Source organism: Paenibacillus sp. UMB4589-SE434, from assembly GCF_030226685.1.
Lineage (GTDB): Bacteria > Bacillota > Bacilli > Paenibacillales > Paenibacillaceae > Paenibacillus_B.
This window is the reverse complement of record NZ_JASOYK010000005.1, coordinates 225,710-248,404: the sequence shown is the minus strand read 5'-3', so window position 1 is coordinate 248,404 and position 22,695 is coordinate 225,710. Positions and strand designations below refer to the sequence as shown.

The following is a 22,695-nucleotide window of genomic DNA, read 5'->3' as shown; positions in this document are numbered from 1 at the left end:
AAAAGACAGAAGGAAATTATCCCGCGGCATAGCCATCGGAATGATGTTTGGTTTGGTGCTAGGTCTGGCCATGAACAATCTGGCCGTTGGTGTTGGAATCGGCATTGCTTTTGGAGCCGCAATAGGAGCGGTAAGAAGCAGACGTAAGTCCGAGTAAGTATAAGATGCTGCTGTGGATTTGTAGCAAATTAAAAACCGTGCTTGTAACTTATATAAGCCCTTACAGGAAACAGTGATTAAAGAGTCCGTACCATTGCGGAGCGATCACTGTTGCTTGGAGGGGCTTTTTGTCTGGGGATGTCAAGGGTTAAGGTGCAGGAAGACAGCCATAAAATTTTGTAGTCCGCATACTTAAATCGAAACTTAACCTGTATAAATGATTTGATGAACATATTTAAATATTAGCGTCATTAAATTATACTGAAAAAGTATTTGAAAGTATTCATGAGACTAGGGGAGAGAGAAAGAGGATGAAAAGAAAAATAGCTGCGTGGTTGTCAGTACTTATGTTGCTGAGTACGTTCACGATGACGTCTGCGGTTTCGGCAACTCCAGCAGTACAAGCGAAGCAGAATCATATGGATGTGACAGCGCCAATTGCAACTGATTGGGTAGATTTAGACAAGCATTGGGTACGTGACATAGCCAGACAATGGGCAAGTTACGGAATTATCGAAGGAGACAAGCAAGGTAAATTCAAACCGGATGACAAAGTTACCCGCGCAGAATGGGCAGCGATGATAAATCGAATGTTCCAACTGCAAGGTGAGCAAACACAAACTTTCTCCGATGTTGCTTCTGACGCCTGGTACCACCAAGGGGTTCATACAGCGGTGTACAATGGGTATATGCAAGGGTATTCAAATGGGGAATTTGGTCCGAACGGAGCATTATCCCGTCAAGAAGCGGCCGTTTCGTTGGGACGATTGCTTAAATGGGAGAACGCCACAAGTTCTGTTACTTGGAAGGATCAACGTCAAGTATCCGTTTGGGCCGCTACGTATGTGGCAGAGGCATCCCAGCTTGATGTAATCAAAGGTTATGCTGACGGGACATTTAGACCCAATCAGCAACTGACTCGTGCAGAAGCGATTGCATTATTGGATCGCGGTGCAGCAACGTATGGTGAGTGGTACGGTGAGAAAGGAACATATGGCCCAGCAGAAGGCGTGAAGACGATTAAAGGCAATATTATAATTAATGCCCCAGGCATCACACTGCAAAATGTACATATTCAAGGGAAATTAATTATTGGAAAAGGTGTAGGCGAAGGAGATGTGTTTCTCCAAAATGTCAAGGTTGATAAGGAAACCTTGGTATACGGTGGAGGAGAGCACAGTATTCATGTAGATAATTCGGTTCTTGTAAATGTGATTGTAGATAAACGTGATGGCAGCGTACGTCTTGTGGCAAAAGGCTCAACTGTTATACAGGAGGTTATCGTTCACTCTCCTGCAGCTATTGAAGCGGCGCAAGGTGTGAACGTCTCCAAGATTAAATTGGCGGAACAGCTTCCTGCACATGCGGATATTCGTCTGAGCGGCTATTTTAATACCGTGGAAGTGGAAGCTTATAGTATCCGAATTCAAATTCCGAAAGGAACTATCCGCAGTGTGCATGTTGGAGAAAAAGGAAAAGGCACTGTAATTGATGCAAGCAAGGAAGCTGAGCTTGTAGCACTTGTATTGGATGCATCCGTAAAGGTTGTGGGCGAGGCTCTAATAAAGCAAGCTACGGTTAATGTCTCCGGTGTTAGCTTTGACAAAGCGCCGACGCAAATAAAGGTTGGGGAACAAGTTACGACTGATATGAAGATTATCGTTGGTGGCAAAGAACGGGTCATTGGACAGCCGTCGGGTTCAACAGGTAGAGCACCTTCGGGAAGTGGCATCAGCGGCGGTAATAATACTGGTGGAGATACTACGAATGGCGGCTCTGAAGGAACTCAGGGAGGTAACAAGGGTGGAAACCCAGGTGGAAACTCAGGAGACGGGGCAACTGGTGGGAATAATAATGGAGGCATCACAGACACAGGCAACGGGTTTGTGATTACTCGTGAAGCAGAATATGTCACTGTTGGTGCAAATGTATATGGCACTAGTACACGGAGCGGAGTAGTGTACTTAATTCCGAACCAAGTAAATTATGAAAAACCAGATTTGATTCAGATTGCAATAGAAACTGGAATTGGTAAGAAGGTTGATGTTAGGGCAAATGAAGGGTTCTCAATAGACACAACAGGATTGACTCCAAATCCTTACACGCTAATAGTTTATGATGAGAAGGGCTTTTACTCCTCCTATCAAAATGTGAAACTAGTAGCAGGAAAAGAGACTCCATTTAATTATGATACATTTGTCCAAGTTGGAAAAATACCTGAACAATTCGGTTTTAAGTTTAATCGAATCATTAAAGTAGCTGATGGCGTTGATCTGGATGCCTCGGTGCTGATTTCAACTTACAGTGATCCTGTCTATCGCCCATTTAGTGATATTGGAGAAGTTATCATCGAAGGAACAACAGTCATGATGATTCCTACGAAACCTTATATTGACAAGAGCTTCAGCTTCAAAATACTGGCGGGTACTGTAACTCCTGTTGATACTAACGAACGTAACGAGCTAAAAGAAAGGACGGACATGTCCCACTTAATAAATGTAAATATTACGGATGCCCAATTTAATCTGACTCTAGTTAAAGCAGGGCAATTGATTCCGTTTTCTGTAGATCGTGAAAGCACTGTATATCTCGTGTTGTCGGATGTGTCCGGAAACGCAGATGTATTTGAACGACAAGTCGCGAATGGTTGGGGCAAGAAGGTACTTGTACAGGAAAGTCAAGTGGGTCAAACCGTATACATGGATACTGCTAATCTTAGCTCAGGAAATTATGTGTTACGAGCAACGCGTGGGAGAAGTGTTCATTTAAAGATCGTGCAATAATAGCAATGGGGCATAGCTTAGTCATACAACGTGACTGAACTATGCCCTTTTTCTATGCGTCAGTAGATCAGCGTGCCGCATGAAGGCGGGCTTGCGCCCAACCACGGCCTTATCTACTGCTACAAAGGCAAGGACGAAGCTGATATGATGGTACATAATGAAATTTAATGACATGTGATAACGTATAAGGATATGTGATCCTATAAAAAGCAGGTGCAGATATGAAGGACATTCGCATACTTGTAGCAGATGATGAGAAGGAAATACGGGATCTCATCCACAAATATTTACAAAGGGAACTCTATACAGTAGATACGGCTGCAGACGGTGAGGAGGCACTCCGTCTTTTTGAACAACATCGTTATAACCTAGTCATACTGGATTTGATGATGCCGCGAGTGGATGGCATTGAAGTGTGTAGGCGGCTGCGGCAATCGACCAACGTACCCATTTTGATGCTGACTGCGAAGGATCAGGAAGTGGATAAAATTGTAGGACTAGGCGTCGGGGCGGACGATTATGTAACAAAACCGTTTAGCATTCATGAATTAGTGGCGCGTATCAAGGCGCATCTGCGGCGTTTCTTCGTATTAGGCAGTGAGCGTGGCAACCAGGAAGAGCCGCTATTTCTCCGGTATGAGGGATTAACAATTGATCTCAAAAAGTATGCCGTTACCAAGGCAGGCACGGAAGTGTCGTTAACAGCAAAGGAGTTTGAACTGCTTAAATTTCTGGCTGCACATCCCGAGCAGGTCTTTACGAAGACCCAAATCTTTCGGCATGTCTGGGACAGCGACTATGTCGAAGACGACAATACGGTGATGGTGCATATTCGCAAGCTGCGGATGAAGATCGAAGAGGATCCGTCGGATCCAAAGTGGGTGCAGACCGTATGGGGAATCGGTTATAAGTTTGTAGGTGAGAAAAATGAGACCTGATAGGAACATCGTGCTGATCTGCTGTTTGCTGCTAGCTCTTACATTCCTTCTGATTCATGATATATGGAACGGCCCCTTGGGAACGGTACGAGGGGTTTTATTTATCGTGATTTATATGTCTGCCAGTATACTGCTGCTGGCTAGAATTCGTTTTGTTGCTAGACTAAAAGATGCTCATCAAGCACTGAAGCGTGCTGTACAGGGCAATCGAAACACACGACTATTGGCAAATGGAGAGCCTTTACTTAACGAAGTTATATTCTCCATTAACGAGTTAATAGAGCAGATCGATAAACTTCAGGTACAGACTATCCGCTCTGAGGCGGCGAGAAAGAGTTTATTATCTAATATCTCGCATGATATCCGCACGCCGCTGACTTCCATTATTGGTTATGTAGATGCCTTGATGGATGATATAGCCGACAATTCGGCGGAGAGACAAGCATATACCGCCATTGTTTTAAATAAAGCCAATAACCTTAAGAAGCTGATTGACCATCTCTTTGACCTTTCGAAGCTGGATGCAGACGAAATAGTGATGAAGCCTGAGCGGCTTGATTTGGCAGAGCTGGCTAGAGAATGTGTGATTGAGTTTATTCCAGAACTGCGCAGACAGCAGCTTGAGGTTAAGGCTTCTATTCCAGACGTTCCGTGTCTGATTGTGGCGGACCGTGTAAGTATGAATCGGATTATTAGCAATATTATGAAAAATGCCGTGCAGTATGGCAAGGACGGTAAAGTGGTTGGCCTGGAGTTAACAGAATACAAGCAGGAGTACGAATTACGCATATGGGATCAGGGCACGGGAATAGTGGAAGAAGATAGAGAGAAGGTATTTGACCGATTGTATCGTACAGAGCGATCAAGAAGCTCTTTGCAGGGCGGGAGCGGGCTAGGACTTGCTATCGCTAAAGCATTGATCGAGAAAAATGGAGGGGCGATCTGGGTTACTAGTGATCCTGGTGTATGCACGACTTTTGGTATCACAATTCCTAAGCATCCTTAGCCGCAGTCATTTAAGAGTTAATTAAGAATTGATTAAGAGCTATTTAAATTCGCCTGCTTATGCTGTTAATAAGAGTTCTGAATTTATTATGCGAGGCAGGAGGTACAACACATGGGCAGCATAATTCGCACGACCAATTTGACCAAAATATACGGCTCGCAAGCCGTAGTCGACAATTTGGACATTCATGTAAAGCAAGGACAGATTTACGGTTTCCTTGGTCGAAATGGTGCTGGTAAAACCACAACGATTCGAATGTTATTGGGCTTGATTAAGCCCTCACACGGGGAGATAGAGATTTTCGGAGAAAGTATGTCTGTCAAGCAGAAAGAGATACTGAGAAGAATAGGCTCAATGGTTGAGCATTCGGGCTTCTATGAGAACCTGACAGCTAGAGAAAATCTGCTTATTAATGCCAAGCTTATGGGGGTTCATAAGAGAGATGCGCTTGAGGACGCGCTTGAAATTGTAGGACTTGAACATGAAACAAGCAAAAGAGTCGGTCAATACTCGATGGGTATGAAACAAAGGCTGGGCATTGCAAGGGCAATTCTCCACCATCCCGAGCTGTTGATTCTGGACGAGCCTACGAATGGACTTGATCCGATTGGGATTAAAGAAATTCGAAAGCTGATTACTTCTCTGGCTGCGGAAAGAAAGATCACCGTGCTGATTTCCAGCCATATTCTTTCGGAAGTCGAGCAGCTAGCCGATCATATTGGCATTATTCATCAGGGTAAGCTGTTGGAGGAGGTTTCTTACGAAGAACTGCGAGCCAGAAATCGCAACTATTTGGAGTTTAAAGTATCCAATGACAATAAGGCAGTGAAACTGCTAGAGCAGCGATGTGGCATTGTGGATTATGAGGTGTACGACGATGGTCATATCCGAGTATATTCGCATCTTGGTCAACAAGGCCTAATAAACAAGTTGTTTGTGGAACAAGGGATTGAAGTGTCGAAGATCACAGTAAGCGAAGACAGGTTGGAAGACTACTTTTGTAGGCTGATAGGTGGTGGGAGCATTGGTTGATCTCGTATACACGGAGCTGCTTAAGCTAAAGCGGGCTAAAATGTTTCTGGTCAGCGTTATCGGCGCCTCAGCAGCACCTATCATGATGTATCTCGCCTATTTGAATATGAAAAGCAAGACGCCAGATGAACCGATTTCATTTGAGCTGTCCTTCTATAATACAAACTTAAACGTGCTGTTGCTGATTGGACCTTTATTATATGGGGTCATTACAGCGTACCTCTTTAATCGTGAATACGCGGAAGATACATTAAAGAACTTGTTAACGATACCTGTGTCACGGACAAATCTTATTATAAGTAAATTGATCCTGCTGTTGGGATGGATTCTAGTGCTGACACTGGAGGCGTGGGGGTTAACGCTGCTGCTTGGCATTATAGGCGGATTTGAAGGTCTGAGCGCAGCCATACTGATACAATCGTTAAAGGAGTATTTGATCGGAGCTGTCTTGTTGTTTTTACTGTCTACACCAACGATGTTAACCACGTTTTTGTATAAAAATTATGTCCCGACCATTATATTTACGGCTGTGATTACATTGGGGAATGTATCTGTGATCAATTCCGATTTCAAGCCGCTGTACCCATGGTCGGCTGTTCATGTGATCACGATTAACGGTTATCTCCCGCAGTATCCCCCTTTATATTCTTTTTTGGCGATTGGGATTACTTCAATAGTTGGACTTATAGCTACAATCGTTTACTTTAAGAAGGTGGATATTCAGTGACATTAAATATAGAAATATTTCGAGTGATTAACAATCTGGGGAAACAATATGTGTTTCTTAACCCTAGCGTGGTCGTTACGGCGGAATATACGATATATCTTTTGGCGTTAAGCATGCTTGTGTACTGGTTTACCAGAACTGCCGCTAACCGGATGATGGTCATTCAGGCCGGTCTCGCTTTTGTGTTTGCAGAGCTAACTGGAAAGGTGCTAGGACTTTTACATGCTCATCAACAGCCATTTGCCGAACTGAAAGATGTAAATAGATTAATCGAACATGGCATTAATAACTCATTTCCAAGTGACCATACAATTTTGTTCTTTTCAGTGTGTATGTCTTATTGGCTGGTCCGCAGGAAATGGGGATGGTTATGGCTTGCTCTGGCCTGCTGTGTTGCGATATCTCGCATTTGGGTAGGCGTTCACTATCCTGTTGATATTGCCGTCGGATCGCTGGTAGGCATCACAGGAGCCTTGGTTTCCTATTGGTTGGTGCCCAAGCTTTCATTTATTGCAGTGTTCCTTAAGCGGTATGAGCAAGCGGAACAGCGAATCTGGCCGACAAAAGGCTAGTGATTGGGAAGAAGCTATTGTGAACGTGGGAATGACACGATAGCAGAAGCTGAGAAAGAGCATAGATTCGCCGTAAGAGCAGTCATCCGATGGATGGCTGCTGTTTTGTCATTCGTGGAGAGCATTATAGCAGAGCACGTTTCCCCTTTATAATGTCGTTCATAGGTTGTTCAAACTTTTTTGGTAGACTTCACTTTGGACGAATAACGGTAGCTCCTTGCGTCAGCTGCAGGGAGCTATTTAGGTCAAAGGGGAGAGTGGAGCATGCGTTCCAAAATAAAACTAATCGGTACAGCTGCTGTGCTGATAACAGTATGTGTGGCAACTTATTTATGGGTAAATAAGCCGAAAGAAGCGCAGTCTGCACCTGTACCAACAGCACAAGTCACAAAAGGGGACATCGTAGTGAACGTGTCGGGGGCGGGGACAGTGTCGCCCCGTTACTCAGCAACTGTCAAGCCCCAACAGTCAGGTGAACTGGAGAGCGTTACTTTTAAAAGCGGGGACGTCGTCAAGAAAGGGCAGCTGCTTGCCTCCTATAAGAGTGAAGACTTTTCCAGTCAGATTGCGAAGCAAAAGCTTCAACTACAGAAGCAGGAGATGGAGCTCGCACAGTTAAAGACGAAATATATCGAGGCGGATGAGCAGTCAAGAGGAGCTGTTGCCAATCAAATTGAAAGTATGAAACTGGATATGGCATTAAGCAACCAGGGGCTTCAAGACCTACAGGACAAACAAGCCAAGAAAGTGACGATCACTTCACCTATGGCAGGTACGATAACTTCAACAGATATAAGTTCAGGCATGCAAGTATCAGGTAACACGGTTGTGGCTGAAGTTGTAGATTACACACAGTTAAAAGCTGTGATTCAGATTGATGAGCTGGATATCCCGAAAGTGAAACTGAATCAGAAGACAGAGCTGACTTTTGAAGCGCTGCCAGACAAGAAACTGGAAGGAACGGTCATAGACATTGCCAATGAAGGCACAGCTTCCGGCGGTGTGGCCGTTTTTGACGTAACGATCGGGTTCCACTCAACGGTTGGTGTGAAGAGTGGCATGTCTGTACAGGCTTCAATTGAGGTAAATAAAAAGCAGAATATATTGACGGTGCCTATTGAGGCCGTCTCGCAAATAAATGGGAAATCCTATGTTATGGTAGCATCAGGGGCCAATGAAACTGGATCACAGGCTGGCAGCGGCATGAAAGGTAAAAATGGTGACGAGAAGAGTTCTGCTGGAGTTGGATTAGAAGATGGGAACGGCGAACGGGACATAGATATGCCTGATGGTAAAGGGGGGAGTCAGCGACTGGAACAATCTAAAGGTGAGCGTGAGGAAGGATTTGTCGGCGAAGGTGGAAATACAAGCACTTCTAGAGGTGAAGCAGACGGAAAACGTGCAAGGAATATGTCCGATGAGGAGCGTGCTGCATTCCGAGACCGGATGCAAGCAGCAGGAGGACGTCAGTTAGCCAGTGCAGGTAGTGGAGCGGCAAGTGGAGCCTTGGTTGCCACCGCCGGAACTCGAACTGAAGTAACGGTAGGCATTAACAACGAGACTTACATGGAGATTGTGAGCGGAGTAAAGGAAGGCAACACGGTTATTCTTCCTGCAGTAAAAGCTTCGTCTGCGAGCAGTACGAACCAATTTAACGGTATGGGCGGCTTAGGTGGTTTCGGTGGCATGAGTGGAGGAATGGGAGGGAGCTTCAGCGGAAACCAACGCCAATCAGGTGTACAGCGTCAGTCAGGAGGTAATTCTGGAGGCGGAGGCGGGCGATGAATAGAGATGATTTAACACCGATAACGGATCATGCTGCCATTGTTCTGCCGGGACATCAGAACCCCCGTGAAGAGAGCATCCAGTTGATAAGAAAGATGTCACTGATCCTCAAAGATATTACAAAGACGTATGTTATGGGCGGAGAAGAAGTGATCTCGTTGGATCGAGTATCACTTAACATCTATGAAGGGGAGTTCTTGGCGATTGTCGGCCCTTCGGGATCTGGGAAATCAACGCTCATGAACATTATGGGCTGTTTGGATACTCCGACGAAAGGTCAATATTGGCTCGACGGACAAGAGACAAGTCAATTGTCGAACAACCGATTGGCGGAAATTCGCAATCAAAAGATCGGATTTATTTTTCAAGGGTTCCATCTGATCCCAACGCTAACGGCGTTTGAGAATGTTGAACTGCCGCTCGTCTATCGTGGGTTACCGACTAAGAAGAGGCATGACATGGCGCTGAGTGCATTAAGGCAGGTAGGATTGGAAGATCGTATGTTCCATTTGCCAAAGCAGCTTTCTGGTGGTCAACAGCAGCGTGTAGCCATCGCCAGAGCATTAGGGGGAGATCCGCCCCTAATTCTGGCAGATGAACCGACAGGGGCACTGGATACGAAGACCGGCAGCGAAGTATTGGCATTTATGAAGCAGCTAAATGAAAAGGGGAACACAATCGTCTTAATTACACACGATCCTGAGGTTGCGAAGCAGGCCGAAAGGGTGATCCGCATTCAAGATGGCGCAATCCATGAAGTTAGGAGGGAGCATCCATGAGAACGACACAGGCACTAAAGATGGCCTGGCGGAGCATACTGTCAAATAAGCTGCGCACGCTACTAACTATGCTGGGAATTATGATTGGCGTAGCGGCTGTCATTACACTAGTGTCGATGGGTGAAGGAACGGCCAAGCAAGTGAAATCGCAGGTCGCCAGTCTGGGCTCCAATCTATTGTCCGTCACTGTAACGGGCAGAGGTGCGCTCTCTTCGCTGACTTTGGATGAAGCGATGTCGTTCCAAACGATTCCAGGTGTAGCTGCGGTGTCGCCAGTGGTGAGCGGAAATGTGCAGGCAAAGGCAGGACTGCAAAACACAAATGTACCTGTAGAAGGGATTACAGCAGAGTACGAGACAGTACGCGATTATCACGTGTCAAGCGGACGATTTATATTGCCAATTGATGCGACTTATTACCAAAAGGTCGCGATTATAGGGACAGATACGGCAGCCGAACTTTACCCTGAGATGAACCCGCTTGGCCAGAACCTATCCTTGAACGGTGCAGCTTATAAAATTGTAGGTGTTATGGAATCCAAGGGCAGTTCGTTAGGAAGCTCCAACGATAATAAAGTCTGGATTCCATTGACGACAGCTGAACGACTGCTGCAGTCAAAAGGGATACGCACTGTGTATGTGAAGTTTACCGAGCCGGAACAGGCCGATACGATAACGACAGTGTTAGAGTCTAAATTAACGTCCAAGTTCCGGGGCTCTACAGATAGTTATCGTATATTCAACCAGGCAGACATGGTCGAGACGATCAGCAATGTATCACAGACGATGACACTGATGTTAGCTGGAATTGCATCTATTTCATTGTTGGTTGGAGGCATTGGCATTATGAACATTATGCTTGTATCCGTAACGGAGCGAACACGTGAGATCGGCATTCGCAAATCTTTAGGCGCCAAGAAGCGTGACATTATGCAGCAATTTATGATGGAGGCTGCGATGATCAGCGGATGTAGCGGGTTGTGTGGCATCGCTATTGGTATTGCAGGTGCTTATTTTGCTAGTCGAGCGATGGGTACACCGTTTGCGCTTGCCCCTGACATGATGTGGCTAGCTTTTTCTTTCTCGGTTGGCATCGGTGTGGTATTCGGCTTGTTCCCAGCCAACAAAGCATCCAATTTGAAACCGGTGGATGCCTTACGGTACGATTAAGACAAGAAGAAAAGGAACGTTTGCACTGCGCTATGTGCCAGTTAAGGAGGTAGAGCATTGTTAAAGCAGCCTCACATACTCATTGTAGAGGACGACGTATACATTTCAGATCTCATCGCGCTTTATTTAACTAAATACGCATATACGTATCTAATTGCCGAGGACGGGGCACAGGCGCTTGAACTGCTGTATGCCCAACCGCCGGATTTGGTGCTGCTGGATATCATGCTGCCCAAGGTGGATGGCTGGGGTGTATGCGCGGAGATCCGAAAGAACAGTGATGTGCCCATTATTATGGTGACGGGTAGTGGCGAGAGCTATGACAAGTTAAAGGGCTTCGCAGGGGGCGTTGATGATTATATTGTAAAGCCGTTTGACCCGAAAGAATTGATCGCTCGTATACAGGCAGTGCTGCGAAGAGCAAATCCTGTCTTTTTTAAGCCTTCGCTGCAATATACCGGGCTTCTGATCCAAGCAGCTGACAATCGAATCATTACCCATGCGGGAGAAGTTATGCTGGCGCCAAAGGAAATGGAACTGCTTCATGTGCTGGCGTCCAATCCCAATAAGGTATTTACGCGCGAACAACTGCTTGTGCAAGTATGGGGGGCAGACTATCCGAACGACTTTAGGACGGTTGATGTGCATATTAAGAGGATTCGGGAGAAAATTGGGTATTCAGCGCATTGGAATATGGCTACCGTGTGGGGTGTCGGCTACAAGTTCGAGGTGATGCGATGAAGAGCTTGATAAAGTTCAGTCCTAAGGGAATGTTCTTTAAAATATTGATGACGCTGCTCATCCTGCTAGTAGCATCTTATGCTTTGCTGATAGGAGTATCCTCCTTTTTTTTCAAAGATGATCTTCGTGAGAGGCAGCGATTTCAGGACCGTAATCAACTGGACAGCATTGGGCAATTTATGATTGAAGCCGACACATCAGGTTGGAGTGATGAGATGGTATTGTCTGCACTTAAGCTGACTGTACCGCCGCAGCTTCGTTCCTTATACATTATCGACCGGGGGACTAGTCGCATTCGGATCTCGCTTGCACCGCACAATAGCCCCTTTCAGCCAGATGCATTAATGCTTAAAGCTGTTGTGCGTGGAACGGAGGGGGGCGGGCGATACTTTAACGAATTCGAGCAGAGTGGAGACAAAACCATTGTTGCTGCTCAGGCCGTTGAAATTCCAGGAAAACCGGGATTTATCGTCATGACAGCCTCCAATATGTTAGAGAAAGACGTACGCATGTGGAGCCGCAGATTGTGGCTTGCGATTGGCATTACCCTGGCGATGGGGATTATATTTGCTCTGATCCTGTCTTCGTATTTGTCTGGCCGATTGCGCAAGCTGGAAGAGGCTTCACGTCGGATTGCCAAAGGAAAATTCGATCTGTTGATTCCCATTTATTCTCGCGATGAGCTGGGGCATCTGGCGCGTTCATTGGAACAGATGGCGCTTGAGTTGGGCAGCCTTGACCGGATGCGCAAGGAGTTTGTAGCTAATGTATCACATGATATGCGTTCTCCGCTTACTTCGATGCATGGCTATCTGGAGGCAATACTGGATGGAACGATTCCGTCCGAGCATGTACCACGTTATGTGCGAATCGTGCAGGAACAGAACAAACGATTAATTCGACTAGTAAATGACCTGCTGGATATAGCGCGTATAGAGGCGGGGCAGTTTCATATATTAGCGGTTCCATTTAACTTAACGGAGGCCATCCGGCAGGTGTTGGCTCGGATGGAGCCGCATTTGCAGCATCATCGGGTGATGTTACACGCTGCCGATTCGCAGGGAAGAGATATCTGGGTTCATGCGGACTCTGACAGGATCGAGCAGGTACTAGTTAATCTCATTCAAAATGCGGTGGAATATTCAGGACCAGACACAACCATTGCGATCACCGTAGAAGCAGGAATGGAAGTATTCGTCTCTGTATCTGATGAAGGCATTGGAATGGAGGAAGCTGATCTACAACAGATTTGGGAACGGTTCTATAAGACGGACAAGGCAAGAACACGCAAAAATGGAACAGGCATTGGCTTATCTATCGTAAAAGCGATTATTGATGGCCATCGCTCTAACATCAGTGTGCATAGTATACCGCAGCAGGGTACAACTTTTATTTTTACGCTTCCGTTAGCTGAAGGACCAGCGGCTTTGGGTGATATGACGAAGTAAGAGGTATCAAGCTGATGATCTCGCTTGCCGCTTGTTGGTGTTGTTGTATGATCGATGTTAAATCAATTCGACTTCCTCCGGTTTAATGGAGATTAAGTCTAAAAACATATGCTGTATGTATCCTTATAGGTAAGCAAAAGCACCTTCTGCGCCGTAGGCTGCGGAGAGCCCTGCATCAGTTTGAAGCGGCCTCACCGTTACACAATGGACGTAAAGGTGCTTTTTTCTTAATAAAGGTTTACACGCTTAGGATCAAATAAAGGATAAAAGTTCCCGCAATAGCATACATGATTGGTGATACTTCTTTCCATCGGCCAATACATAGCTTAATGAGTGCATAGGCAATGAAGCCAATTGCAATACCATTTGCGATACTGAATGTTAATGGAATAAGTGCGATTAGCAGCACCGCCGGAATCCACTCGCTCATATCAGTGGTGTCGATCAACGTGATCTGCTGCAGCATTAAGGCACCAACGATAATAAGAATTGGTGCTATCGCGCTTGCAGGTATCCATTGCAAGAGCGGAATACAGAACATGGCGGGAATAAAGAGAAGCCCCGCAACTAACGAAGTAAGCCCCGTTTTACCACCAGCGGCAATTCCGGTAGCGCTTTCAGCTGCAGTAGAGGCTGGGCTGCTGCCTAATAGTCCAGCCCCGATAATGGACACCGCTATCGCTCTGAAAGAATAGGTAAAACGATCGCGGTCAGGAATCATACCCAACTGCGCCCCCATATTTTCAAATAATACTGTAATCGTTAAAGCAAATACGCCGATCCAAAACGAGAATGATGTCCATCCACTGAAGTCCACAGCACCAAGCAGCTCACCATATGATGCGAATGAGGGCAGCATACTGTCAATCTTGTCACCTTTAACTATGCCCATCAGCCATCCAACTAAGGTTCCAAATAGGATGCCGAGTAAGAATCCGCCTTTTACCTTCCGTAAAAATAACCAGATCATCACGAGCAAGGTAATAAGCGTAGTTGCCACATAAGGATCATGGACGTTGCCCATTTTGACAAAAGTACCAGGGTTGGCAACTACCAGCCCGCCATTTTTTAATCCAAGAAAAGCTATAAAGAAACCGATGCCGGCTGTCATAGCATGAATAAGCGATTTGGGGATTGCCGCAAGCAGGTGCTTAGCGAACGGAGTTACCGTAATAAGGAGGAATAGTCCGCCGGCCGTTATCACGACTGCCAATGCCTGCTGCCATGGAAGTCCTAGTGAGGCGACGAGTGTAAATACGAAAAAGGCACTTGTGCCGAGTCCGGGTACAACGATAAAGGGGGAATTGGCATAAAAGGACATCATCATACATCCGAAAAAGGACACGATTGCAGTTGCAATCATCGCTGCTTCATAGGGAACTCCTGCTTGATGCAGCAGGCTTCCATTCACCGCAATAATGTAAGACACCGTAATAAATGCCGTTAATCCTGCCATCACTTCGGTGCGGACAGTCGTACCGGCGTCTTGTAATTTGTACCATCGCTGCAGCATTATTGATACAACTCCTTTACACATTTGTGCCTGATTTGCAATTAGTTTAGACTTCTACTTCTATTCGATTTTTATACCGAACATCCATACGTTATAACGTGAATCGTAAATATGCAATAGGAGAAATCACAAATGCCATACATGTGGGGTTCGGGAGCTGTTTCTAGTGAGGTAATGAGAAGTTTATTTTGATTTAAAAGCTAAGCAGAAGTCGTATATGATGTGAAGTTAAATGCAAAAAATAGGACAAGAAAAGCCCTGTTCACAGGTGAACAGAGCCTTGCAGCCCAAGCTAGCACAGCTAGTCCCAGGTATGATGCGAGTGTGAAGCAGTCGCTATTTGCGCCCATTGTCTGCATTTGCGGATTGGGAAGCACGCTGCGGTGTGATGTCAATCCAGGCAGCTGGCTTATGATCAATCAAATCGAGGTTCCGAAGCATTTGCTGCGTTCCTTTACGTGCTTGCTGTACACCGTCTGTGATGTTTCCACGAAGTTCGCGTCCAGACTTTGGCGCTAGGAGCAGGGCTGCCGCACCTCCGATTACGGCTCCGACGATCGAGCCGAGCAAAAATGCACGGTTGGATGAGGGTTGGGACATCGTAATTCCTCCTCGTTCAAGATTTATATTGAATATATCACGAGGCGCTAAGGAATTGCACATTTCGGGCATTTTGGCAGGGGCAAGCTGTCGATGTGATGTCGAAAAATGTGGATGTTACATGTGGAACAGTCAACTTTTGTAAAAATATGATGTCGATAAATTGATGTCAAGGATGCGGGTGAGTGCCTGTCTAAGCAACTGGAACACAAATAACCTTCACATTTGCATGCCTGAGCAGATGGAAGGTTATTTGTATTGTCTTGACATACTAACTGATGAAACTGCAAATACATAACTTCTATATAGTAAGAGTCTCATCTCAAGGGGTCAAAGCCGCAGTACGATTGTCTCAATGATCGCAGCGACACCAGCGGCCGCCAGAATAATGAGCAGCCACCAAGCACCCGGAACAAATAGTACCAGCGCTGTCAGGAACAAGGCAGACCAGATTCCGGTGCACCAATGGCACAATAAGATTAAACCGATGAAGCGGCGTATTCCAGTACCAAGAGGCTCAAATACTGTGATTACTTGTCCTTGCTCGTCCTTCTGTGCAGACGGTTCGATAAAGTGACGGCGCAGCGGGATAGATATATCATCGTATACGAGCAGATGAGTAAAGCGGAAGCTCGCAAACGCAAGAATAATAAATTGAAGCCAGCTAAGTTCAGTGAACATCATTTAACCCTCCTTCAAAGGATAATGGGTCATAAGCGCTATCCAATAACGGAATGTGTTTACGGCAGCATAAGTTCGTCCAATCCTATTATTCTATTATTCATATACTGTTTAGTAGAAAGAGCAGGAGGTGAGCAAAATGTGTTTCTGTAATTCCGTGAATAGAGCTAATCAAGCTGCTAATTCTACATGGTGGAAAAACGGTTCCCAACCAGCGGTACCAATTACGCAGGCTCAACCTGGGATTGTTCTACCTGCACCTCAGCCAATCTCGCTGCAGGCGGTGCCTGTGAAGAAGTAAATGTGGAACTATATCGTAATATATTCAAGCCTGCAAAGTTGGTGCGCCTTTTCTATCACTTTTGCAGGCTTTACTTTTCTCTATGCATTTAAGAGGCGGAACATGTACGGTTATAAATGAGGTATCACAGTATACTGCTGTATAGTTTTATTTACACTTGATGTATAATATTCCCTCTTGTGCACACGATACGTGTACAGGAGGTGGAGGCGATGTGCCGCCAATATTCAATCAGTGCGAGTGTCGTTGAGTTACAGGCTTTATTTGGTATCGATCAGGTTAATATGAATTATCGCCCTCGTTATAACGTAATTCCGACACAAGAGGTACCTGTCGTTCACCTGATGGATGGGCAACGAATACTGGACAAATTCAGGTGGGGACTCGTACCTTTCTGGGCAGTTGATGCCGTCAATGCCGATCTTTTATCTGTTTTTGAAAATGTAGCGTATCGCAAAGTGATTGAGCGCCAGCGCTGTATTATTCCGTGCACGGGTTTCTATTATTGGCGTACGACGGATAAGCGCAAGCATCCGGTACGGGTTGTGCTGCGTACGAACGGTACTTTTGGCATTGCAGGGCTATACGACATGTGGCGTAATGCTAAAGGTGACACGTATCGTACCTGCACGCTGCTTATGGCTCCCCGTGGGAATGCGCTTACGGTTGAGTTTGATCGTCGTATGCCTGCTATACTGGAACCGGAGGAGTACACCAAGTGGTTGGAGCCGGAGTCGCTTGAGGTGGAGTATTTTCAGCGAATGCTGAAGCCTGTTCATGAGAACCGAATGCATCTCTATCCCGTATCGCCATTAATTGAGCATTCGTCTTATGATGAAGAAGCTTGTATTCAGGAAATGGACTTAAAGCAGGCATGGGTGAAAAACTAACAGGCTTGAATTAAGCTCATATAGATGATTCTACATTCTGATTTGGACGTTAAAAGAGGCTAGTCCAGTTACTGGGCGGGCCTCTTTGTTTTTGTACAAAGGCCAGCGATTAGATATCTGCGTATAAATTGTTGTGCTCCCTAGGGTAATATACAATGGAAGAGTATGGTTATGCCTCGTGCAAATTATAGTCATGAACGGATGGTGAAAGTGATGCGTAATCGACAGCTTGTCTGTGTAACAATCGTTATTACTCACATCGTGTTTGCAGCAATAGTAGTCATACTTGCATCATCACTTCATATGCAGCAACTGGATCCAACTGTACAGTTGAAACCATTCACATCATGGAGACACGTAGAAAGTTCGGAAGGGTTACGAACACTGCCCGTTGGCATGATCGTGTACAGTCGAGTGTCAGCCCATGAAGCCGAGTTGGATCGACATGTAGTTCAGCAAAGAATGGATGTGCTAACACGATTATGGCCAGATAAGGAGGGACTATTACTCCGTCACCTATATCATTTCCCCGATGCACAGTAGGCAGCAGCGCTATCCCATCGTTCATAACTATCCATGATATAATAGCGATTAGTTGGAGCAGGTTCCTGCAGGGAGCCTGTTCTGTATATTTAGGAAGTTATTCATATAAAGGAGTCGAACCTTCATGCCGCCAAGACCTTATCCGGATTGGTCGTGGTCGCCTTCGCGCCATAACCTGTTTGAAGAATGCCGCCGCAAATACTACTTCCATTACTACGCTGCGCATAATGGTTGGTATTTGGACGCTCCGCCTATGGCGAGGCAGGCGTATCGATTGAAGCAGATGACGAATCTATACCTTGTATTCGGAGATGCTGTGCACAAGATGGCTGAGGAAGCGGTGAAGTCTTATCATCACTATGGAAAAATGCAGGAGCCAGAGGAGATCATAAAACAAGTCCGCTTTCTGTTAAACCAAGCTTATAAGGATTCCAAGGACATAGAGGCTTGGACAGCACAGCCCAAGCAGCGGCGGATGCTGCACGAGATGTATTATAGAGGCGGATTGCCGCCGCAGTTAACGGAGACTATCAAGACACGCTTGCCGATTTTAGTTGATCGGCTGCTTGGCAGTGAAAGCTTGCAGCATTTTATGCATGCGGATAGCTGTCATTTGGTGGAGCTGGAGAAGCTGAATACGCTTGATCTGGGCGATACGATGATCTACGTTAAGCTTGACTTTATGTACCGCCAGGCGGGCCGTTATATCATTGTGGACTGGAAAACGGGGCAGGAGGACGAACGAAATGTCACACAGCTTCGTCTATATAGCTGGTATGTTCATGAGAATTATGGCATTCCGTATGAGCAGATCGATATTCGTACGGAATATTTGTTGAGTGGGCAGTGTAAGCTGGACCAAGTGGAAGAGTATGAGATGAATGAGCTTGCAGCTTATGTGGAGACTAGCATTGCCAAGATGCGTCATTATTTGTCGGATACTGCTGCTAATGCCCCCAAGTCTAAAATGGATTTTGAGGTTACGGATGACGAGCGAAAATGCCGCCGCTGCTCTTATCGTGAAATGTGCGAAGGGGCTAGGCCGCGAACAGATGAAGAGTAGTTGTTGTTGGTTGTTTTAAATAGGAGTTTGTGTGACAAAAGAGCTATTAAACATGTAGGCCAGTGCAGGCAGCAGGTACTTATAATTCATGAACTTATAGAGAAACTTACAGAGAATGTGACAGCAAGGGTGATGCTTAAGTGGGGATCGGAAATAGACTAGAGCTGACGTCGTAAATAAGCGGGAAAGGAAGCAGCAGATGACACAAATGGAGCATGATTCACTTGCAGGTGATGCCAACGGATGTAATCAGGGGATAGACGGCAGGTTGTCTCGGTCGTGGTTTCGGCAGGGAGCGTTGCCTCTGGCACCACATCTGCTCGGACAGACATTGGTGAGACGAACGTCCGAAGGGTTGATTCGATGCCGAATTGTGGAGACGGAAAGTTATGTTGCACCGCTTGATAAGGGTAGCCATGCCTATGGCAATCTTCGTACGAAACGAACCGAGACGATGTTCCAAGATGGCGGCAAGGCTTACGTTTACTTAATATATGGCATGCATTACTGCTTAAATGTAGTTGCAGCGGAGCAGGAGCAGGCTGAGGCTGTGCTGATTCGCGCAGTTGAGCCGTTATCACAACTGGACGCGGATTTGATGCGTGCACGTAGGCCAATCCGCTCACGTAAAGCGGCGGATATTAGTAACGGGCCTGGGAAGCTGTGCGCTGCGCTTGATATCAACAAGCGTTTTGATGGTGCTGATCTGGTGATGGGAGAAGAACTCTGGATCGATCAAGGAATCCAAATTCCCTATGCGCACATTGCATGTGCTGCTCGTATTAACATTCCTTACGCAGAAGAGTATGCGGATAAACTATGGCGTTTCTACATTGCGGGGAATCCATATATATCTGTTGTAGACAAGCAGGCTGTGCCATTGTCCAGCACCGCCCGCATGATGGAGACGTTTCAAGCTGAATCTGGTGAATAGTTTCGAATCTAATGGTAGACAATGAACGCAGGAGCAAATGTATGACAAGCGATGGAATGTGCGCGAAGCACGGCCCATCGCTTTTTACATATTGGGTAGGCAAATAAGGAATTTTGAATAACATTTAAAAAATCATTTGAATATACGAATATGTGGTGATATAATTCAATTAAACATTCAAACGAATACTTGATTAACAAATATTTCGTTTTGTTATACAACTACTAATCTTCAGAATATGGAGGTGCAAAGAATGGTGCCTAAACCAATTAAAGAGGATATACAACAAGATGTGTGTGAGCTTGTGTGCTACGACCTAGCTAAGATTAACAAGCTCAAAGGACGTGTCGTTGAGCATGAAGTGAGCAATATGGCCCAAATGTTTAAGGCGTTGTCTGACCCGACAAGGATGAAAATGGCGGTGTATCTGGATGAGGGCGAAGAGTTGTGTGTGTGTGATATGGCTGTTTTAACGGGTCATTCGATCGCAACAACTTCGCATCATCTGCGGTTGATGAAATCGCTTGGTATCGCGAAGTCGCGTAAAGAAGGGAAAAATGTATTTTATTCACTGACTGACCATCATATTCGTATGCTGATTCGGATGACTCAAGAGCATATGAGAGAGGAGCATTGTCATGACTAGAACACTCCCTAATCAACTAGCACAAGGTGACGAGCGGCAGTCGTTTCAGGTAAAAGGCTTATCTTGCGCCAATTGCGCTCGTGAGTGTGAGATCGATATTCGACGTTTGGAGAATGGCAAAGACGCGGAATTACATTACAACAGCGGAACTCTAAAGATTCATCCATCAGTCAATCGCAAGCAAGTGGAGCGTATTTTGCGTCGGGATGGTGCATATCTCGTCGAGGCAGGTGCTTTAACTGGGGAAGGCTTTACGAGAGCCGCGGGCAGCAAGGGCAAGGGATCTCAACAGAGTGAGCAGCTTCATGCAGCGGGACATGAGCACAGTCATGAACATGGGCATGACCATCACAATTGTGAGGGGCATTCACATGGTTCGCATTTGCATAATCACGCGAATGGCGATAAACATGATCATTCTGATGCTAACCACGATCATGGGGAAGCGCATGGACACGATCACAGCCATGGACATAGCCATGAGCACGGCTCAATGAAACGAATGAAGTGGTTTCTCGGCATATCGTCTGTGCTTTACGTCTCTACTTTCATGTTGGATGGTCGTATACCACAGTGGTCCTTAATCGCTCTTTACTTAATTGCCGTGCTGTTGAGTGGTCACACCACATTTATGCAAGGGCTGCGTAACCTGTTCCGTTTACGTTTTAATATGGATACTCTGATGACAGTAGCACTTACAGGCGCAGTAGTAATGGGCGAATGGAAAGAAGCAACTCTAGTTGCTATCTTGTTTGGACTTAATGAGATTCTTGAAGGTTACGGTATGGAACGGGCAAGACAATCTGTTGCTTCGCTGTTAGCAGTGGCGCCTAAGCAAGCCAATGTACTGCGACACGGTGAGACGGTTACGATTCCAATCGAGCAGCTCAAAGTCAACGATACGGTCGTTGTGCGACCAGGCGAGAAGATTCCGTCTGACGGCACCGTGTTGGAGGGAATCAGCGGGGTCGACGAAGCTGCTATTACAGGTGAATCATTGCCGGTAGCCAAAGAGGTCGGAAGCAGCGTTTATGGAGGCAGCATTAACACATCTGGTCTGTTAAAAGTTCGGGTAGACAAAGCGTATGAGGACTCATCCTTAGCTAAAATATTACATTTGGTTCGAGAAGCGCAAGACACTAAGACACCAACGGAGTTGTTTATTGATAAGTTTGCGCAATATTATACTCCTGTCATTATGATCATTGCAGCGCTAGTAATGGTTGTACCGCCGCTCCTGCTGGATGGGGATTGGTTCAAATGGGTCTATCAAGGCTTTGCTGTCTTAATTGTTGGCTGCCCATGTGCCTTAATTCTGTCCTCTCCAATTGCGATCGTAAGCGGCATAACACGCACGGCACGTATGGGAATTCTGGTCAAAGGCAGCGTCCATCTGGAGCAGCTTGGCAAAATTAACGCCCTTGCTTTTGATAAGACAGGAACCTTAACCAAAGGCGAGCCTGCTGTAATGGCAGAGGTCGTGTATGATCAGGGACGCTGTTACGATGTTATCGGCGCTGTTGAGCAGGGCTCGCTTCACCCGCTTGCGAAGGCCATGATTCGGTATGTAAATGGAAAGGGCTTGACGCAATTTGTAGAGCCTTCACATGCAGAGACTGTTGCGGGTGAAGGAATTGAAGCTATTATTGAGGGTACGACTTATCTAGTAGGCAGTGAGCGCATATTAAATCGGGACGGGGCCGCATTCGAGCAGGCACAAGCAGATGCCGAGCGCATGAAGGCTCAGGGTTATACCATCGTTGCAGTCGTGGAGCATGGTCGTCCCCTTGGTGTATTTGGCCTTGCTGATGAGATTCGGGAAGAGAGTCGGGCTACGATACAGGCACTTCATGATGCGCATATCACACATACCATCATGCTGACAGGCGACCACAAGCAATCTGCTGCTCGAGTGGCAGAAGCGGTTGGTGTGTCGGAATGGCATGCGGGACTGCTGCCAGAGCAAAAGGTCGAGCAAGTAAAGGAACTGGCCAAGAAGTACCGTGTAGCGATGGTTGGGGATGGCATTAATGATGCACCGGCCCTAGCTTCCGCACAATTAGGTATTGCGATGGGCAAAGGAACGGACAGCGCCGTTGAGACGGCCGATATCGTATTAATGCAGGATCATCTCGGCAAGCTGCCAGCAGCTATTCGGGTATCCCGTCTCGTCAATCGGGTCATTCGACTTAACATTGGTTTATCGCTGGGGCTGAAGATAATCGCTTTGCTGCTCACCATACCTGGTTGGCTTACGCTTTGGATTGCGATCCTGTCTGACATGGGGGCTACCATAGTTGTGACATTGCTGGGGCTCACAATCCTGCTCGGCAAAGATCCAGAATGATTGGTAATTGAATAGAGAGTTATTTAAATATAAAACGG

The 22,695-nt window shown here is 46.2% G+C and carries 21 protein-coding genes and 1 pseudogene; 19 read left to right on the top strand and 3 right to left on the bottom strand.

From position 1 onward, the window contains the following. Positions 1–22 precede the first annotated feature (22 nt). The 12 genes and pseudogenes from QP775_RS25895 to QP775_RS18440 all read left to right on the top strand — a co-directional run. A pseudogene (locus QP775_RS25895) lies at positions 23–157 on the top strand (glycine zipper domain-containing protein); the annotation flags it as partial. Positions 158–470: 313 nt separating this feature from the next. Then, positions 471–2,942 (top strand): S-layer homology domain-containing protein, encoded by a 2,472-nt coding sequence (locus QP775_RS18490; protein WP_285108254.1) that lies wholly within the window; start codon positions 471–473, stop codon positions 2,940–2,942. Between the two features lie 221 nt (positions 2,943–3,163). Next, the gene (locus tag QP775_RS18485; protein ID WP_239329439.1) at positions 3,164–3,880 is read left to right on the top strand and encodes a response regulator transcription factor; all 717 of its coding nucleotides are present in this window, start codon (positions 3,164–3,166) and stop codon (positions 3,878–3,880) included. Continuing rightward, on the top strand, positions 3,870–4,886 hold the full coding sequence (locus QP775_RS18480; protein ID WP_285108251.1) for a sensor histidine kinase: 1,017 nt from the start codon (positions 3,870–3,872) through the stop codon (positions 4,884–4,886). The genes QP775_RS18485 and QP775_RS18480 overlap by 11 nt, the downstream gene beginning before the upstream one ends. A gap of 111 nt (positions 4,887–4,997) precedes the next feature. Beyond that, positions 4,998–5,918 (top strand): ABC transporter ATP-binding protein, encoded by a 921-nt coding sequence (locus tag QP775_RS18475; protein WP_285108249.1) that lies wholly within the window; start codon positions 4,998–5,000, stop codon positions 5,916–5,918. Next, positions 5,911–6,645, top strand: coding sequence for an ABC transporter permease (locus tag QP775_RS18470; protein ID WP_285108247.1), 735 nt, complete (start codon positions 5,911–5,913; stop codon positions 6,643–6,645). Before QP775_RS18475 ends, QP775_RS18470 begins: the two co-directional genes overlap by 8 nt. Further along, the gene (locus QP775_RS18465; RefSeq protein WP_285108245.1) at positions 6,642–7,217 is read left to right on the top strand and encodes an undecaprenyl-diphosphatase; all 576 of its coding nucleotides are present in this window, start codon (positions 6,642–6,644) and stop codon (positions 7,215–7,217) included. The genes QP775_RS18470 and QP775_RS18465 overlap by 4 nt, the downstream gene beginning before the upstream one ends. A 264-nt stretch (positions 7,218–7,481) precedes the next feature. Further along, positions 7,482–9,002 (top strand): efflux RND transporter periplasmic adaptor subunit, encoded by a 1,521-nt coding sequence (locus QP775_RS18460; RefSeq protein ID WP_285108243.1) that lies wholly within the window; start codon positions 7,482–7,484, stop codon positions 9,000–9,002. A gap of 95 nt (positions 9,003–9,097) precedes the next feature. Next, positions 9,098–9,781 (top strand): ABC transporter ATP-binding protein, encoded by a 684-nt coding sequence (locus tag QP775_RS18455; protein ID WP_483312029.1) that lies wholly within the window; start codon positions 9,098–9,100, stop codon positions 9,779–9,781. Beyond that, on the top strand, positions 9,778–10,950 hold the full coding sequence (locus QP775_RS18450) for an ABC transporter permease (protein ID WP_285108241.1): 1,173 nt from the start codon (positions 9,778–9,780) through the stop codon (positions 10,948–10,950). The genes QP775_RS18455 and QP775_RS18450 overlap by 4 nt, the downstream gene beginning before the upstream one ends. Positions 10,951–11,007: 57 nt before the next feature. Next, entirely contained in the window at positions 11,008–11,691 is a 684-nt protein-coding gene (locus QP775_RS18445) for a response regulator transcription factor (protein WP_285108239.1), read from the top strand. Then, entirely contained in the window at positions 11,688–13,139 is a 1,452-nt protein-coding gene (locus tag QP775_RS18440; protein ID WP_285108237.1) for a sensor histidine kinase, read from the top strand. The genes QP775_RS18445 and QP775_RS18440 overlap by 4 nt, the downstream gene beginning before the upstream one ends. 238 nt (positions 13,140–13,377) lie before the next feature. Here QP775_RS18440 and QP775_RS18435 read toward each other — a convergent pair whose 3' ends face one another. The 3 genes from QP775_RS18435 to QP775_RS18425 all read right to left on the bottom strand — a co-directional run bounded on the left by QP775_RS18435 (position 13,378) and on the right by QP775_RS18425 (position 15,933). Further along, entirely contained in the window at positions 13,378–14,652 is a 1,275-nt protein-coding gene (locus tag QP775_RS18435; RefSeq protein WP_239329430.1) for an NCS2 family permease, read from the bottom strand. 336 nt (positions 14,653–14,988) lie between these two features. After that, the gene (locus tag QP775_RS18430; protein WP_285108235.1) at positions 14,989–15,252 is read right to left on the bottom strand and encodes a YtxH domain-containing protein; all 264 of its coding nucleotides are present in this window, start codon (positions 15,250–15,252) and stop codon (positions 14,989–14,991) included. 330 nt (positions 15,253–15,582) lie between these two features. After that, positions 15,583–15,933 carry a DUF1360 domain-containing protein gene (locus QP775_RS18425; protein ID WP_285108232.1) on the bottom strand — a complete coding sequence of 117 codons (351 nt, stop codon included), beginning with the start codon at positions 15,931–15,933 and terminating at the stop codon, positions 15,583–15,585. A gap of 139 nt (positions 15,934–16,072) precedes the next feature. On the opposite strand from QP775_RS18425, the gene QP775_RS18420 reads away from it, so the two are divergent. The 7 genes from QP775_RS18420 to QP775_RS18390 all read left to right on the top strand — a co-directional run bounded on the left by QP775_RS18420 (position 16,073) and on the right by QP775_RS18390 (position 22,657). Continuing rightward, complete coding sequence (locus QP775_RS18420; RefSeq protein WP_285108230.1) at positions 16,073–16,234, top strand: hypothetical protein; 162 nt, start codon at positions 16,073–16,075, stop codon at positions 16,232–16,234. 212 nt (positions 16,235–16,446) lie between these two features. Next, positions 16,447–17,124: an SOS response-associated peptidase gene (locus tag QP775_RS18415; RefSeq protein WP_239329423.1), complete on the top strand. Its 678-nt coding sequence runs from the start codon at positions 16,447–16,449 to the stop codon at positions 17,122–17,124. 171 nt (positions 17,125–17,295) lie between these two features. Further along, positions 17,296–17,667 carry a hypothetical protein gene (locus QP775_RS18410; RefSeq protein WP_285108228.1) on the top strand — a complete coding sequence of 124 codons (372 nt, stop codon included), beginning with the start codon at positions 17,296–17,298 and terminating at the stop codon, positions 17,665–17,667. 124 nt (positions 17,668–17,791) lie between these two features. Further along, positions 17,792–18,730, top strand: coding sequence for a PD-(D/E)XK nuclease family protein (locus QP775_RS18405; protein WP_285108226.1), 939 nt, complete (start codon positions 17,792–17,794; stop codon positions 18,728–18,730). 208 nt (positions 18,731–18,938) lie between these two features. After that, positions 18,939–19,664 (top strand): DNA-3-methyladenine glycosylase, encoded by a 726-nt coding sequence (locus QP775_RS18400; protein WP_285108224.1) that lies wholly within the window; start codon positions 18,939–18,941, stop codon positions 19,662–19,664. Between the two features lie 253 nt (positions 19,665–19,917). Further along, positions 19,918–20,310, top strand: a complete 393-nt coding sequence (locus QP775_RS18395) for an ArsR/SmtB family transcription factor (RefSeq protein WP_285108221.1) — start codon at positions 19,918–19,920, stop codon at positions 20,308–20,310. After that, on the top strand, positions 20,303–22,657 hold the full coding sequence (locus tag QP775_RS18390; RefSeq protein ID WP_285108219.1) for a heavy metal translocating P-type ATPase: 2,355 nt from the start codon (positions 20,303–20,305) through the stop codon (positions 22,655–22,657). The genes QP775_RS18395 and QP775_RS18390 overlap by 8 nt, the downstream gene beginning before the upstream one ends. The last annotated feature ends 38 nt before the right edge of the window (positions 22,658–22,695 follow it).